Raw genomic sequence first — 14236 nt, 5'->3', positions numbered from 1 at the left:
TCCGATTGCAACATATGCTCGTCGGGCGTCGGGCCGCGAGGGGGGACCACCATGGATCTCGCTGAGATCTTCCGTGTCATGTGCAGGCGCTGGTACGTTCTGCTGCCCGGACTGCTGCTGACCGCTGGCCTGACGGTCGCCGTGACCCTGGTGGTTCCGGTCACCTACCAGTCGCAGAGCACGGTGGTTCTCCTCAACTCCCAGAAAGCCACCGTTGCCTACGACGGCAACCCCTTCCTGAGCACGCAGACCTCGCTCACCGGCATGGCCGACAGCCTGGCCCGCAACCTCAACTCCGACGACTCCGTCCGGGAGCTCAAGTCCCGCGGGGCCACCGGGACTTTCGAGGCCAAACTCGCCGACAACGCCCAGGGGCCGCTCATGTGGCTCACCGTCACCGGCACCGACAAGGCCGCCGCCCTGTCCTCGAACCGCGTCCTGACCGCGTATGCCAAGGAGCGGCTCGAGCAGTTCCAGGAGCAGCAGTCGGTCGCCCCGAAGGCCATGATCCGCATGACGACCATCGTGGCCCCGCAGAACCCGGTGGCGCAGACCAAGACCCGGCTCGAGTACATGGTCATGGCCGGGGGTCTGGGCTTGGTACTCACCCTGGTCGCCGCCTTCTACGTCGAGGCGCGCAAGAGGTCGCTCCAGCCCGTGCCCGAGCCCGTGCCCGAGCTGGAGGCCCGGCACGCCGAGCCGGAGGAGGAGACGACCACCCCCATCCCCTCGACCGAGGAATCGGTCGTGGAAGGGACGCTTGCCATCCGGCGGCCGCCCAGCTGGTCGCGGTCCGCCGAGGACGGTTCAGCCGCCGCAGAGCCCACGCCACGGCCCGTCATGGCCGTGGCGTCCGCCGCCGAGCCGCTCGACGAGGAGTCGACTCATGGACACCGCCCGCGCACCGGACAGCGAGACCGGTGAGACGAGCGACGCCCCCGCTCCTCCCGCTCCCGCACCCCCCGACCCCGCACCCCCCGCATCTCCCTCCCTCGGCCGGAAGGTCCGTTCGGCGGCCCGATGGAGTTTGATCAACACCGTCGTCATGCGCCTGGGCAACTTCGCCACCGGCATCGTCCTGGCGCGCTTCGCCCTGGGCCCCGCGGAATGGGGCGTGTACGGCATCGCCCAGACCGTGCTGCTGGTCCTGCTGTCCGCGAACGAGCTGGGCGTAGGCCTGGCCATCGTGCGCTGGGAGGGGGACGCGCGGCGGTTCGCGCCTACCGTACTGACTCTCAGCACCCTCTCCAGCGGCCTGCTGTACGTGGCGCTGTTCGCGGCGGCACCGACGGTGGCCGGCCTGGTGGGCTCGCCGGACGCCGCGGGCGTACTGCGGGTGATGTGCCTGTGCGTGGTGATCGACGGCATAGCACAGGTGCCCGGCGGCTTCCTCACCCGTGAGTTCGCCCAGGGCAAGCGGATGATCATCGACGGGCTCAACTTCGTGCTGAGCACCTCGGTGACGCTGCTGCTGGCCTTCGACGGCTGGGGCGCGATGAGCTTCGCCTGGGGAGCCGTGGCCGGGAACATCGTGACGCTGATCGGCTGCTGGCTGGCCGCACCGGGCACCCTGAAATACGGCTGGAACCCCGGGCAGGCCCGGGCGCTGCTGAGGTTCGGGCTTCCGCTGGCAGGCGCGAGCATGCTGGCCCTCGCGGTGGTCAACGTCGACACCATGGTGGTGGGCGCGACGCTGGGCAACGTGTCTCTGGGCTTCTACGTGCTCGCCTTCAACATCTCCGGCTGGCCCGTGCGGATCATCTCCGAGGCCGCTCGCAGGGTCTCCTTCGCCGGATTCTCCCGCCTTGCCGACTCGCCGCAGGCGCTCGCCCAGGGCTTCAGCCGCGCCCTGGGCGTACTGATCACCGGCACCGTCCCGCTGTGCCTGCTGCTGGCCGGCCTCGCGGGGCCGGTCATCCAGCTGATCTACGGGAGCCAGTGGGCTCCCGCCGCCGCGGCACTGCCCTGGCTGATGGCCCTCGGCCTGATCCGCATCGGCGGCGAACTCGCCTACGACTGCCTGGTCGCGATCGGACAACGCCGGTCGCTCTTCCTGGTCCAGGGCCTGTGGCTGGCAGCCCTGATCCCGGTGCTCCTCGTCGCCGCCCGCCTGAACGGCATTGTCGGAGTCTCACAGGCCCATGTCCTGGTCGCGGGCGGCATGGTGGTGCCCGTCTTCCTCGTCGCGCTCAGCCGTGGAGGCATCGGCGTCGGCCGGATCGCCAGGGCCTGCGCGTGGCCCTTCCTCGGCGGGGCCGTGATGGCCGCGATCATCCTCGGCCTGGAGCGCCAGTTCGGCGACGGCCGGCTCGCGCTCCTCGCCATCGGCACGATCGCCCTGGCCGGCTACACGGTGTGCGTACTGCCCAGCCGCGACTTCCTGCGCGGCGTCGGCCGCGGCGACCGGTCCCACAGCCGGCACCGGGCGTCCGCACCGGTTCGGCCTACCCAACAGGACATGAGGTGAGCCGGATGTCACGGCGCATCGGCCGGAGCTCGCTCGCGGGGCTGCTGCTTGCAGCCTTACTGGCGGTCGTCGGCGCGGCCTGCTCGGGATCGGACCGGTCCGCGTTGCCGGACTGCCCGGACGACGCGCTGACCTGCCCCGCGAGCGGCTCCTCGGCCTCACCGACCGCCGGTCCGTCGACCGCGGACGGCCAGGCGACGGGGCACCCCGACGCCTCGCCGTCCCCGACGCGGAAGCCCACCGTGACGGCCGGCGCAAGCGGCGCGCCCGACAAACCCGCGGCCAGGACCGCCTGCGCCTCTCCCGGCGCCTGCGGCTTCCCCGACGCCGGAACGACCGGTCCGCGTATCCCCCTCACGCCCCACAAGACCGGGTACATGGCCGTCCGTACCGACGGGCTCGTCATCCGGGGCTGGGACATCACCGGCTCGCTCGACATCTACGCGAACGACGTCACCGTCATCGACACCAAGATCACCTCGGACAACTGGTGGGGCATCAACCTGCGCCCCGGCTACAGCGGCCTGCGGGTCCTGCACTCCACCATCACCGCCGTGCCCGGGAAGGGGCCGGACAACGGAGGCGTGGACTACGCGGTGTCGAACATGGGGGGCAGCTCCATCGAGGTCGGCTGGTGCGACGTCTCGGTGTTCGGCGACGCCCTGTCCATGGGCCAGGGCGAAATCCACGACAACTACGTGCACGACATCAGGCCATTCATCAACCTCGGCGGCGAGTGGCAGCACACCAACGCGGTGATCAGCGGCGGCGGCAACACCGGGCATCTGATCATCCGCCACAACACCCTGCTCAACCCGACCAGCCTCAAGCAGGGTGCCTCGGGAAGCATCGGCCTGTTCGCGGACACCGGAGTGGTTCGCAATGTCACCGTGGACCACAACTGGGTGGCCGGCGGCGCGTACGCCCTCTACGGCGGTGACAAGGGCGCCACCGGGATCAAGGTCACCGACAACATCTTCTCGACGCAGTACCACCCCGCCTCCGGCGGATACGGCGTCGTCGCCCACTGGAACGAGGGCGGCACCGGAAACGTGTGGCGCAACAACAGGATGTCCGACGGCCGCCTGATCCACCCCGAGCCGTCCTCGTGAGCGGGGCACCCGACCGGGAGGCAACCACATGATGCGTCGGGTCGCGCGCGCGCCCTGGACGCTGCTCAAGGCGGCGTTCGGCTGGCTGGTGCTCTTCGAGGCCAGGAACAAGATCGTGCTGGCCCCCTCCGCGATCAGGCTCCGCCGCGTCGAGAACGCCGAGACCCGACGGCTCGCGGCCGGCCTCCCGTCCCGGCCGTCGGCGCTGGTCGCCACGGTGATCGCCACCCACCGCCGCCCCGAGGCGCTGCGCGCCGCGGTGCGCTCGGCCCTGGCGCAGAGCGTACGCGACCAGGTCGTCATGGTCGTCGACGACGGCGCCGGGCTTCCCGAACTACCCGACGACCCAAGGCTGTTCGCCGTTTCACTGGCGATCAACACCGGCACCGCCGGAGTCGTCCGCAACGTCGGGATCCGGCTCACACGGTCCCGCTATGTGGCGTTCCTGGACGACGACAACCTGTGGGAGCCGGACCACCTCGCCCGGGCGCTGGAAGTGCTGGAGTCACCCGGCGGCCCCGACGGCGTCTACACGGCGCTGCGCCGCGTCCTGCCCGACGGAAGCGAGCGCGACGTCCTGTCGGTGCCCTACGACAGGCGCCGGGCCGCCCGCGAGTCCTTCCTGGACACCAACGCCTTCGTCGCCCGCCGCAATCGCTCACTGCACTTCAGCCGCCTGCGCCGGACACCGGAGGTGCTGCCCCGTGAGGACTGGGAGCTGATCCGCCGGTACGGCCGCAGGCACCGGGTGCTCCATGTGCCGCACCCCACCGTCCGGTACCTGATGAACCCCGCCAGCTTCTACACCCAATGGTCACAGCCCAGTTGAAGCGGCCGGCTCCGCGTACCGTTGCTCCCCTTCCGTTCCGACCACAGGTGGTTGATCCCGTGCCCCGATCCCGCGCCCTCAGAAACAGATTCGTCGACGCGCCCGGCTCGCTGGGCGAACGACTCCGCATCGCCCGCTGGGAAAGGTTCCAACGCTGCTTCCCCGGCATCGAGAGCATGAGCGTCGTGGACCTGGGCGGGACGGCCGAGATGTGGCTGCGTGCACCGGTGCGCGCCAAGCACGTCCACCTGATCAACCTGGAGGAACATCCCGCCGAACTGCCCGACTGGATCACCGCGGAGGTCGCCGACGTCACCGACCCGGCGGTCGCCGCCGAACTGAGCAGCCACGGTGGCTACGACCTGGTGTTCTCCAACTCGACCATCGAGCACGTGGGCGGCCACAGCCAGCGCCGCCGGTTCGTCGCCGCCGTCGAGTCCCTGGCGCCGCTGCACTGGATCCAGACGCCGTACCGCTACTTCCCGGTCGAGCCGCACTTCGTGGCGCCCGGCTTCCAGTTCCTGCCACTGGCCGCCAGGGCACGTCTGGTGAGGCACTGGCCGCTCGTCCACAGCCGTCCCGACAGCCCGGAGTCGGCGATGAACGCCGTGATCAACATCGAGCTGCTGACACGCTCCGAGATGCGCTACCTGTTCCCCGGATCCGTGCTCCTCAGCGAGCGGGTGCTCGGTGCGACGAAGTCGCTGACAGCCGTACGAACGGAGCTCGCGTGCTGAACAACCTGATCAACAGACATGACGCGGACCGGCTGCTGCGCAAGGTGCGGCGGCTGGAACTCGATCCGGTGCTGGCCAAGCTGCGGGTACGCGGTGGCGCCCGGGTGGTCCAGCACTGGTCTCAGGTCGATCCGTCGCTGACCGAGTGGTGGGCGATACCAGCGGTCGTCAAGCGGTGGAATCTGCTGATGACCGGCGACGCTGACACCTCGTTTCCCGAGTACGTGGCCGCCGAGCACTTCGCGCCGCGCACCGGTTTGCGCGGACTGTCCTTGGGATGCGGCACCGGCGGAAACGAGCTGCTCTGGGCGAAGACCGGTGCGTTCGGTCTCCTGGAGGGCGTGGACGTGGCGCAGCAACGGATCGACTTCGCCACCCGCGCCGCCGCCGAGAACGGTCTCGCCGACGTCCTGCGCTTCCGGGTCACCGACGTCAACCGGATGACCAGCGACGGGGAACGCTTCGACGTGCTGCTGGGCCTGCAGTCGCTGCACCATTTCGACGACCTCGACGAGACCCTGCCGCGGCTGTCCCAACTGATCGAGCCCGGCGGGATGTTCGTGATCGACGAGTTCGTCGGCCCCACCCGGTTCCAGTGGACCGACGGCCAACTGGACGCGGCGAACGCGCTGCTGGTCCAGCTCCCCGAGGAGCGCCGACGGCTGGCCGACGGCAGGATCAAACGCCGTGTCGTGCGGCCCAGCAGACTGTCGATGGTGCTGGACGACCCCTCGGAGGCGGTCGACGCGGCGGCGCTGCTGCCGGGCCTGCGGCGCCATTTCGAGGTCGTCGAGGAACGGCCGTACGGGGGCACGGTGCTGCACATCGCGTTCTCCGGGATCGCGCACAACTTCCGTGACCAGGAGCCGGAGACGCTGGCGCTGCTGGAGCGGTGCTTTGCCGCCGAGGACGCGGCACTGCCGGATGTGGGGCACGACTTCACCGCCATGGTCTGCCGCCCACGGAGCGCGCGCTGAGCGCTCCGCTGGCTGTGCCGATGTGCGGCTCCGCCGCGGGGCCGCGAGGTGCGCCGTCGATCGTCCGCGGCACCATCGTGGCTGGTCGCGCCCACGCGGCGGAGCCGCACATCGATACAAGCCCGCGCCTACGGGGCACCGCCGAACCGCAGCGGACTTGGGGTGCCAGTAGGAACGCTGTCACCAGCCGCAAACGATGGGTGTCACGTGCGGCGACGTGCGGCGGGGTCGCGTTCCCCGACGTGCCGGGCGACCGCGTCGACTCCGGGACGGGCGTACCGCTCCAGGGAGCGGACAGAGGCGTGGCGGGAACGGGCCAGCAGCATCGGGGTGGAGGTTCCGTCCTCGGCGTCGTGTGTCAGGGCGCTGTGGCGTAGCCGGTGGAGTGTCCAGCCGTCCAGGTCCTCGATGTCCTCGGGCGAGGCGAGCGGGTTGGCCAGCAGCCGGGTGTTCTCCTCGAAGATCTCCTCAGCCCGGCGGTAGGAGAGCCGGGCCCGGCCGGTCTCCGGGCACATGTCCAGCGTCGGCGTTCCGGCCGGGGCCTTGCGGTCGGTGAGGAACAGCGGACCGCGGGTACGGCGGGCGATCAGGCGGGGCAGCAGCTGGGCGGTGCCGGACTGCCAGTGAATCCACTCCGTCGCCCCGCCCTTCGCGGTGATCTTCCCGCGCTTGTCCTGCGGGTACAGGTCTTCCACGTTCAGGCACAGCACCTCATCGGCCCGCGCCGCCGACTCGTAGAGCATCTTCCACTGCGTCTTCTCCCGCAGGGCGACGTCCAGGCGCCACAGGGCGGCGATCTGGTTCTCCGCCAAGGCCTTGGTGCGGTCCGGCGGCGCCGGCCGCCGCTCGATGCCGATCGTCGGATCGCCTTCGATCCAGCCCTGGCGCTGCCACCAGCCGATCGCCTTGCGCGCGATGGACAGCTCCCGGTTGACGGTGTCGGTGTCCATCTCGTCCGCCCGCGCCGCCGCCAGCTCGGCCAGCACCTCCGGCAGCGCCGGGTCGTCGATCGCGGCGACGGGGAAGACGGGCGGCTTCGCACCCCGGCGGGCGGGGCCGGTCGGCGCCGGTTCGCCGGCGAGCATCCACCCCCACGTCGTCAGCGAGATCCGGTAGATCCTCGCGGAGGACTTCGCGATCCCCGCGCCGGTGAGGTACTGCTCGACTGCTGCGGTGTACGACGACGGCGGGGCGGACAGGGGCGCGACCCGGGCGCGCGGCAGCCGGAGTGCGCCTCCGCTCCAGAGTTCGGTCACTGGTTCGATCGCCATGCCTGCTCCACCCTCCGACCCTGCCGCAGTAAATGCGTACACCTCGCTCCTGCGGCCGGATCACCCCGCCGCAGGTCGCTGTGATCACGGTAGGGGCTCTGCCGCAGTAAATCCGGTATTTACCGCGGTACCGTCCTGGCGGCCTGCCGAGCGATAGAGGGCCGACAAAGACCCGCCTGATTTGATCTGGTGAGATGCGGGGCCTGGGACGAGTCTTGTCCGGGCTGGGACTGTGGGGACTTTCTCCGTGAGGCTACGCAACTGACTACTTGATCGTGTGGTGCGGGTGCTGGGCCGGGGGGATGTGTCGGTGGGGGCTGGTTGGATGCGGGTATGTCTGATGACCTGCGTGTTGACGCTGCCGGGGTGCAATCCGCCGAAGTAGATGGGCGACTGGAGGATCCGGGGTTGCGGTGTGGGCGGTGGCGACAACCGTGGTGGAGGGCCGCCCGGTCGCCGTCACCGGAGGCCCCGGCAGGACGGTGCGGGTGTGTGGGACCTGGCCACCGGCCGGCCCGTCGGCGAAACCCTCACCGGCCACAACTACCCGGTGTCCGCGGTGGCGACGGCTGTGGTGGACGGCCGACCGGTCGCGGCCGGCGCGACAGGTCGGGCGGGAGCTTGTGTTCCCCGCGCCGGTCCATGCGGTGGCCCTCACTCCCGATGGCCAGTTCGTGGCTGGGTTCGGCTGGGAGGTCGCGGTCCTGACCCCCCGTTGAGACGAGCACATTGCGGTTTGACGCCTGGCTGCGAACCGCTGCCCCATTGATCGCAAGCCCGCCGATGACGCCGCCCTGGAAGTTCAGTTCATCGACCTTGAACTCCTCGCGTTCGACCTCTGCCCCTGTCGGAACTGCCGATCATCGCTCGGCGGAGCTATGGGCGCCAGCGTTGTCTGTGCCGCGTCGTAGTGTTCACAAAATTCACCTCAACCCTCGGAGTTTCACATGCCTGCTACGGCTCGACTGCTTGCCACAGTGACCGCCCCGTTGCCCTCGTCGCAGGCCGACGCACCGGTCCTGGAGGGCCGGCCAGGACGCATGATGCTCGGGCAGCGCAGCGACCGGGAGTTGGTGGTCTGCGGTGTGGGCGGAGCGCCGGCACAGGCCGAGCAGGCAGCGGTTCGGTTTCCGGCTCCCTGGCCACGACGGTACGGAACCTGCGCGGTGGCTCCGGACCGGAGCCTGGCCGTCTTCGCGGGCGTGCACGCGCTTCGGGCGGTGGAGCCGTCGGGAAAGGTCCGCTGGGAGCTCCGGCACGGCTGCTGGCAGTGGGCCTGCCAGGAGATGCACCTGTCCTTCGACGAGTACGCGGGCAGCCAGGACCACTCCTTTGCACTTTCGGGATCGGCCGGTTTCTCGGCGGACGGACGACTGGTGTGGGCGTATGTGATGGGACCGTTGCCAGAACCGGGTCCGGCCCGGGGTGCGGTGGACGAGTGGCTGCTACTGGACACTGCAGACGGGCGGGTGCTGGCGCGTACGGAGATCGGGGCGGACCTTCTCGGCAGCACCCATGTGCCCCACCCGGACCCCCGCCAGATGGGGCTGAGCGGTAACGGGCCCTATGGACCCATGGTGCACTGGGGGCGCTGGGATGGCCTGAACCTGGCGGTGGAGTGTTTGGATGATCAGGATGTGGTCGGAGTAAGCCCGTCGGGCAGTCGACTGCTGACCGTGAACCACGTTGAGGACTCCCTCGAAGTTCAGGATGCCCGGGACCACTCCGTGATCGCAGAGGTGTTCGCCCCCACCGCTCCACGCCACCCGGATGTGGAGCCGGGTGACAACGAGGACGGACCCTGCTGGGACCAGGCAGGGGGATTCCTGGACGAGACCACCGTGATCACCGGGACCGTCGACGGCCGGCACTGGCTGGTCGACGCCTCCCAGGCACAGTTTCCCGAGCAGATCAGGTACCCCTTCACGGTGACCAGCCAGCCCACCGCACTGGGCGGCGGCACCTGGTACACCGCTTCCGGCTCCGGGAACGGCGGTCATGTGTGGACCCTCCGTATGGACGGCCGGAAGAACCGGCGAACGGTCACGCAGGAAACATGTCAGGACGTGTCCGATGAGCCGGTGCCGCCGAATCTCCTGCGGGGGCAGGTCGTTGCCGATGAGTCAGGTTTGTCGCCCTCACTCCTGGATGACCTGACGCGCGTTCTGACGGGGTCCGGTGTGTCGGCGCAGGACGCCGAGCGGCTCGTACGGTCGGTGGCGACGACGAAGGAACCCGAGGCGGTGGCGGGCATCCTCCGAGCGAACCAGCCTGAGCGAGCCGCCTGGATCGCGCCTATGACCGGGTATCTGAGCCAGGCGGGGTGGGGCTATCTGCTCACCGAGGAAGCCACTCCCGGGGACGGTTACGCGGCGGTCAGGAGGTCACTGACGGCAGGCGGGGCTGTCATGTGCTCGTCGGGAGATCGGGAAGGATGGCTTTTCGGCCTACTCGACGGCAGGGCGCTGCGCGTACCTGTCGGAAGCAGGGTCAAGATCGGGGAGCCGCTGACCGACGACACATGCGATCCCCACGACCTGCTCCAGATACTCGGTGTGGCACAAGCCGTGGTGGCGGCGGCAGATCGGCTCGCAGGCTTGTGCGTCCTCGACCGGGAGGCCGCGGAACGGGTCGTGCGGCCGTTGTTCGATGCCGTGGAGATCAGCGAGACGGTACTCGGCTGGGAGTTGCCCGGCCTGCGCCCAGGAAGCCTCTGCACCCGCCAGCGCTTCCTTATCGAACAGGGCCGGGCCATCGGCCGTGTGCTGCGGGACCTGCCGCCGTCGGCCGACCATCGCCTGCACGCCCTGGCGACCCGCTCCGATGACGCAGAACGGGCTGAGGCCTTCTGGGCGGAGCGGCTTTATCAGGTCGCGGACGACGCGGGGCTGTCGATCAATATCGGGTGGCGCAAGCCGGTCTACCTGGGATGTACCGACCTCGCCCTCCTCCTCGACCACGGTGGTGCCATCCCGGCGGGCACCAGGTACGACGTGGGACCTTCGAGATGACCAGCGCAACCCTGCGGGTCGCGGACCCCTGCTACCTCAAAGAGCGTGCCCTGGAGACCCAATCCCTCCTCAAGGTGACTCTGCCCGCGCGGGCGGGACGCTGCAGGACATGACGTTGTTGACGCCTCGTGGCAAGGAGCTACGGGAACGAAGGAAGGACCCAGCCGGTGCGGTGTGTGCGGTGGCGACGGCTGTGGTGGACGGCCGACCGGTCGCCGTCACCGGCGGTGACGAGACGGTGCGGGTGTGGGACCTGGCCACCGGCCGACCAGACGAACCGGAGTTGATGTTCCCCGCTGAGGTGAACGCGGTGGCCATCACTTCGGACGGTTGGCTGGTGCTCGGGTTCGGCCGGGAGGTGGCGGTGCTGGCCCACTGCTGACCTGCCCCCGACCCCACTGAATTGGGAGCTGACCAAGTCGGGCCCGCTGCCATCGCTGAACATCCGGAACCTACCGGCGGGTTACTTGTTCTCGGGTGCCCGAGCTGGGACTTCAGGCCAGAGAGGCCAGCATGGTGGCCCAGGCACGAGCCCGGGGCAGCCGCGTGTCGAGGTCGCGCCACGCCAGACGCTGGCGCGGCCCGCCCGCAGCGCTGTACTGGCGCGGGTTCATTCATTTTTTACGGTGGTTCGCGCGGTCTGGTCGGCCGGTGCCCGGGGCCCGGTACGGAGGCCGCAGCGAGGTTGAGGCGGGCGCCCATGTCGAGGTTCACCTCGCCGTACGGGCGTACGTGGGACCAGAACAGCGGGGTCAGGCCGCGGCGGTCGGCAGGCGTGAGAACCTCGGTCCACCTCGGTTCGCCGAGGATGTCCTGGAGCATCAGGGTGTTCACGTAGACCAGCGCGGATTGCAGGATGCGCAGGCACAGGACGAACATCTCCTGCTCGTCGCGCCGGTTCGAGGCGATCTCCCCGCCCTTGCCATAGGCGATGACGGAGTTCGCGCCGTTGGAGGACTCCATCACGTTCAGGCCCTCCTCGATCTCCCGCTGGAGGTCCCGAAGCCGCAGGTAGCGGGCCACGAAGATGGTCTTCTGCGCGCGGCCGACCTCCAGCATCGCCGCGTAGGTGGGGTGGGAGGCGTTGCGGGTGAAGCGGCGCAGGATCGCCTCGGTGGATGCGGTGCGGGTGCGGATCGCGGTCGCGTACCTGATCATCTGGTCGTACTGCTGGGCGATGAGTTCCCAGCGGATCGGGCGGGTCAGCGCCGGGGTCAGCTGCCGGTACGCGTCCGGTTCGCCGGCCACGGGCCGGTACAGCTTGACCTTGTTGATCCGCTTGATGCGCGGCAGCAGGTCGAAGTTCAGCAGCCTCGTGATGCCGAACCCGATTTCCGACTGGCCGTGCGAGTCTGTGTAGTTGGCCTCGACGTCCATGGTGGTGCCGTGCCGCATGGCGCCTTCGATCATCGCGGCGACCTCGGAGGCGGTGCAGTTGATCAGCTGGGAGTGGATGGCCAGGGACTTCTTCTCCACGTGCCAGTAGATGAGCACCCCGCGGCCGCCGTAGCGCGAGTGCCACTCGGTGAACAGGTTCTGGTCGTAGGCGCGCACGTGCGTGGAGTCGGAGGCGACCGCGGTCGAGCCCTGGCCCCACAACTCGGTGCTGCGGGCGGCGAAGGTGGCGTTCGCGATCTGGACGGCGATGGCGCGGGCGGCCTCCGCCGACAGGTGCCGGCGCCGCACGTAGCGCAGTTCGTCCTCGGTGTGGCCGTGGCCGCCGGAGGCGACGGCCTTGATGCCGGTGTTCGTGCCGTACGCGTAGATGACCAGCAGCAGGCGCTCGGCCAGGACCTCCACCGACAGGCTGCCCCCGCCAGAGACGGAGGTGACCGCGTCCAGGCAGCCGGTCCGCAGCACGGCTTCCTTCAGCATGTCGACGAGCGGCACGATGCCCCAACGCCTCTGCACCTCGGCCTTGATCCTGCGCAGGTTGCGCGGCTCGGGCTGGGCCTCGGCCGGCGTTAGCCGGATCGCGCCGGACTTGCGCTCGGCGATGTCCAGCCAGCTCAACCGCGGCATCTGGTCGTTCAGCAGCGTCAGCTCGGTGGTCATCTGCTCGCGCAGCTCGTCGACGAAGTCGGCCGCGTCCAGCGGCTTGCGGAGCTCGCGGTAGTTCTCCTCGCGCCTCTCGGCGAAGTCCTGGGGAAGGTCCTCATCAGGGTTGCGCCACTTGTCGGCGCCGATGACCCAGATCTCCTTGCACTTGAGCTGGTCGCGCAGGGCCTGGAAGGCGACGACCTCGTAGACCATGCGCACCACCCGGCGCCGGCCTCGCTTGTCGGTGCGGTGGACGACCTCCGCCCAGTCCCCGCCCATCGCCCTGTGCACCGGCACGGTCTCGCCCAGCGGGTAGTACGTGGTGTTGCCCGCCGCCGCGTACCGCGCCACCAGCACCAGGGCCTCGACCACCGGTCGGTGGGTGTGATTGGACGAACGGAACTCCAGCACGTCCAGCAGCCTGATCAGCCCACGCCGGTAGTGGTTGGTGTAGGACGCCTTCAACGTGGTCTGCACCGTGCGCCGGTAGACCGGACCACGGGTCTTGAACTCGTGCACCAGCTCCCGCAGCGTCTGCTCACCGCCGGACACCGCCGGGTAGACGACCTCCCGGACCGTGCCCTCAGGCTCACCGATCGACGCCTCAGCGAGCTTGAAGAGGATGCTCTCCTTGCCCGACACCTTCTTGAACGCGTTGACCAACTGCTCGGTAACCTTCTTCTCCGCCCGCGCGCCGATCCGATGCACCGTGGAGATCAGCAGCTCCACCAGCGTGTCGGTGATCTCCCGCTCCCGCTCGTGCAGCAGCGAGGCCAACAGCGTCACCCGCAACGGCAGCGGGTGCGTGCGCAGATGGGAAGGGGACTCCACTGCGGCCCGCGCCCGCCAGCCGGCCACCACCTTCGGCGCGACGTCCGCGAACAGATCCGCAGGCAGCCCGACCGCCCGGACCGCCAGCAGCTTGTCGATCTCGGTGAGCATCGTCTCCAGGCTGACGTTGCCCGGAGCCTCCTTGATCTTCCTCAGGACCGGCACACCGTCCTCGCCCTCACCTACACCGGCATCACCGGGCACCGCGCCGTCGTCCTGGTCGGCGCCAGCGACCAGGGCCACGATCCGCTCCGTGCTCTCCACCGTGAGCCTTGCTGAGATCCGCGCCGTCAGAGTCTCCTCGGCGGCCCGCAGCGCCGCCCCCACGATCCGGTCACACCGCCCCGGGGTGGGCGGCTCGATGCACTCCGTACGACAACGGGCCAGCAGCCCCACCCGCACCTGCTCCGGCCGCCGCTCCTTGCACGCGACGTGCTCGGCAAGCCAGGCCGCCAACTTGTCCGCGTCCGCAACGCTGCACTCACGAAAGCCCAAGTGCCCACGGATCTGCGCACGGTGATATTCGACCGTCCGACCGCTCCACTCATACGCGTCCAGCTCGGACGCGGGTACCTGTACCTGCCGGGCGACGAACTCCACCGCCTCGCCCGGCAGCTCGAACCGGCCCCGGGGAAACCGGCCGTACTGTGTGTAGAACTTCAGCAACACGGCGAAGCCCAGTCGCGTCGCACCGCGCTTGCCGGACACGAGCCCCTGCTCGTCCTTCAATAGCGTCCAGTGCTCGACCAGGTCGTCCAGGTCCAAAGGGGTACGGGCCACGGTCGTCGATCGTCCTCTCGGGTATTCATCCCGCGCAGCTGTACGACCCAGGACTCACCCACACGGGTGACACCCACAAGATCACTGCCGTTTGCGGCTGGTGACAGAGTTCTTACCGGCACGACGGCCGTGGGTTCAGCGTGACTGAGGGACGTTCATCGGAAACCCACGGTCTCTGCGG

10 protein-coding genes are annotated in these 14236 nt (G+C 69.5%); 8 read left to right on the top strand and 2 right to left on the bottom strand.

The annotated features are described in order from the left end of the window. Window positions 1-51: 51 nt before the first annotated feature. From ACZ562_RS36185 to ACZ562_RS36160, 6 genes are read left to right on the top strand one after another with little or no spacing between them, the layout of a single operon-like run. Window positions 52-924 carry a Wzz/FepE/Etk N-terminal domain-containing protein gene (locus ACZ562_RS36185; RefSeq protein ID WP_471188449.1) on the top strand — a complete coding sequence of 291 codons (873 nt, stop codon included), beginning with the start codon at window positions 52-54 and terminating at the stop codon, window positions 922-924. Beyond that, window positions 887-2467: an oligosaccharide flippase family protein gene (locus tag ACZ562_RS36180; protein WP_471188446.1), complete on the top strand. Its 1581-nt coding sequence runs from the start codon at window positions 887-889 to the stop codon at window positions 2465-2467. The genes ACZ562_RS36185 and ACZ562_RS36180 overlap by 38 nt, the downstream gene beginning before the upstream one ends. A 5-nt stretch (window positions 2468-2472) precedes the next feature. Continuing rightward, complete coding sequence (locus ACZ562_RS36175) at window positions 2473-3579, top strand: right-handed parallel beta-helix repeat-containing protein (RefSeq protein WP_471188444.1); 1107 nt, start codon at window positions 2473-2475, stop codon at window positions 3577-3579. Window positions 3580-3607: 28 nt separating this feature from the next. Next, window positions 3608-4408: a glycosyltransferase family 2 protein gene (locus ACZ562_RS36170; protein WP_471188440.1), complete on the top strand. Its 801-nt coding sequence runs from the start codon at window positions 3608-3610 to the stop codon at window positions 4406-4408. A 59-nt stretch (window positions 4409-4467) separates the two neighbouring features. Next, window positions 4468-5145: a class I SAM-dependent methyltransferase gene (locus ACZ562_RS36165; RefSeq protein WP_471188437.1), complete on the top strand. Its 678-nt coding sequence runs from the start codon at window positions 4468-4470 to the stop codon at window positions 5143-5145. Beyond that, on the top strand, window positions 5139-6122 hold the full coding sequence (locus ACZ562_RS36160; protein WP_471188435.1) for a class I SAM-dependent methyltransferase: 984 nt from the start codon (window positions 5139-5141) through the stop codon (window positions 6120-6122). The genes ACZ562_RS36165 and ACZ562_RS36160 overlap by 7 nt, the downstream gene beginning before the upstream one ends. A gap of 203 nt (window positions 6123-6325) precedes the next feature. Here the strand turns inward: ACZ562_RS36160 and ACZ562_RS36155 are convergent, their stop codons facing one another. After that, window positions 6326-7393, bottom strand: coding sequence for a tyrosine-type recombinase/integrase (locus ACZ562_RS36155; RefSeq protein ID WP_471188432.1), 1068 nt, complete (start codon window positions 7391-7393; stop codon window positions 6326-6328). A gap of 947 nt (window positions 7394-8340) precedes the next feature. Between ACZ562_RS36155 and ACZ562_RS36150 the strand changes: the two genes are divergently transcribed. Continuing rightward, on the top strand, window positions 8341-10404 hold the full coding sequence (locus ACZ562_RS36150; RefSeq protein ID WP_471188430.1) for a hypothetical protein: 2064 nt from the start codon (window positions 8341-8343) through the stop codon (window positions 10402-10404). Window positions 10405-10585: 181 nt separating this feature from the next. Continuing rightward, a complete protein-coding gene (locus ACZ562_RS36145) occupies window positions 10586-10786 on the top strand; it encodes a hypothetical protein (RefSeq protein ID WP_471188428.1) in 201 nt (66 codons plus the stop codon). Between the two features lie 239 nt (window positions 10787-11025). Here ACZ562_RS36145 and ACZ562_RS36140 read toward each other — a convergent pair whose 3' ends face one another. After that, window positions 11026-14055: a Tn3 family transposase gene (locus ACZ562_RS36140; protein ID WP_471188426.1), complete on the bottom strand. Its 3030-nt coding sequence runs from the start codon at window positions 14053-14055 to the stop codon at window positions 11026-11028. Window positions 14056-14236 lie beyond the last annotated feature (181 nt).

It is taken from the genome of Streptomyces sp. NPDC040410, from assembly GCF_055595715.1.
Note: the sequence above shows the minus strand (reverse complement) of the source record. Positions and strands in the feature narration are given on the sequence as shown.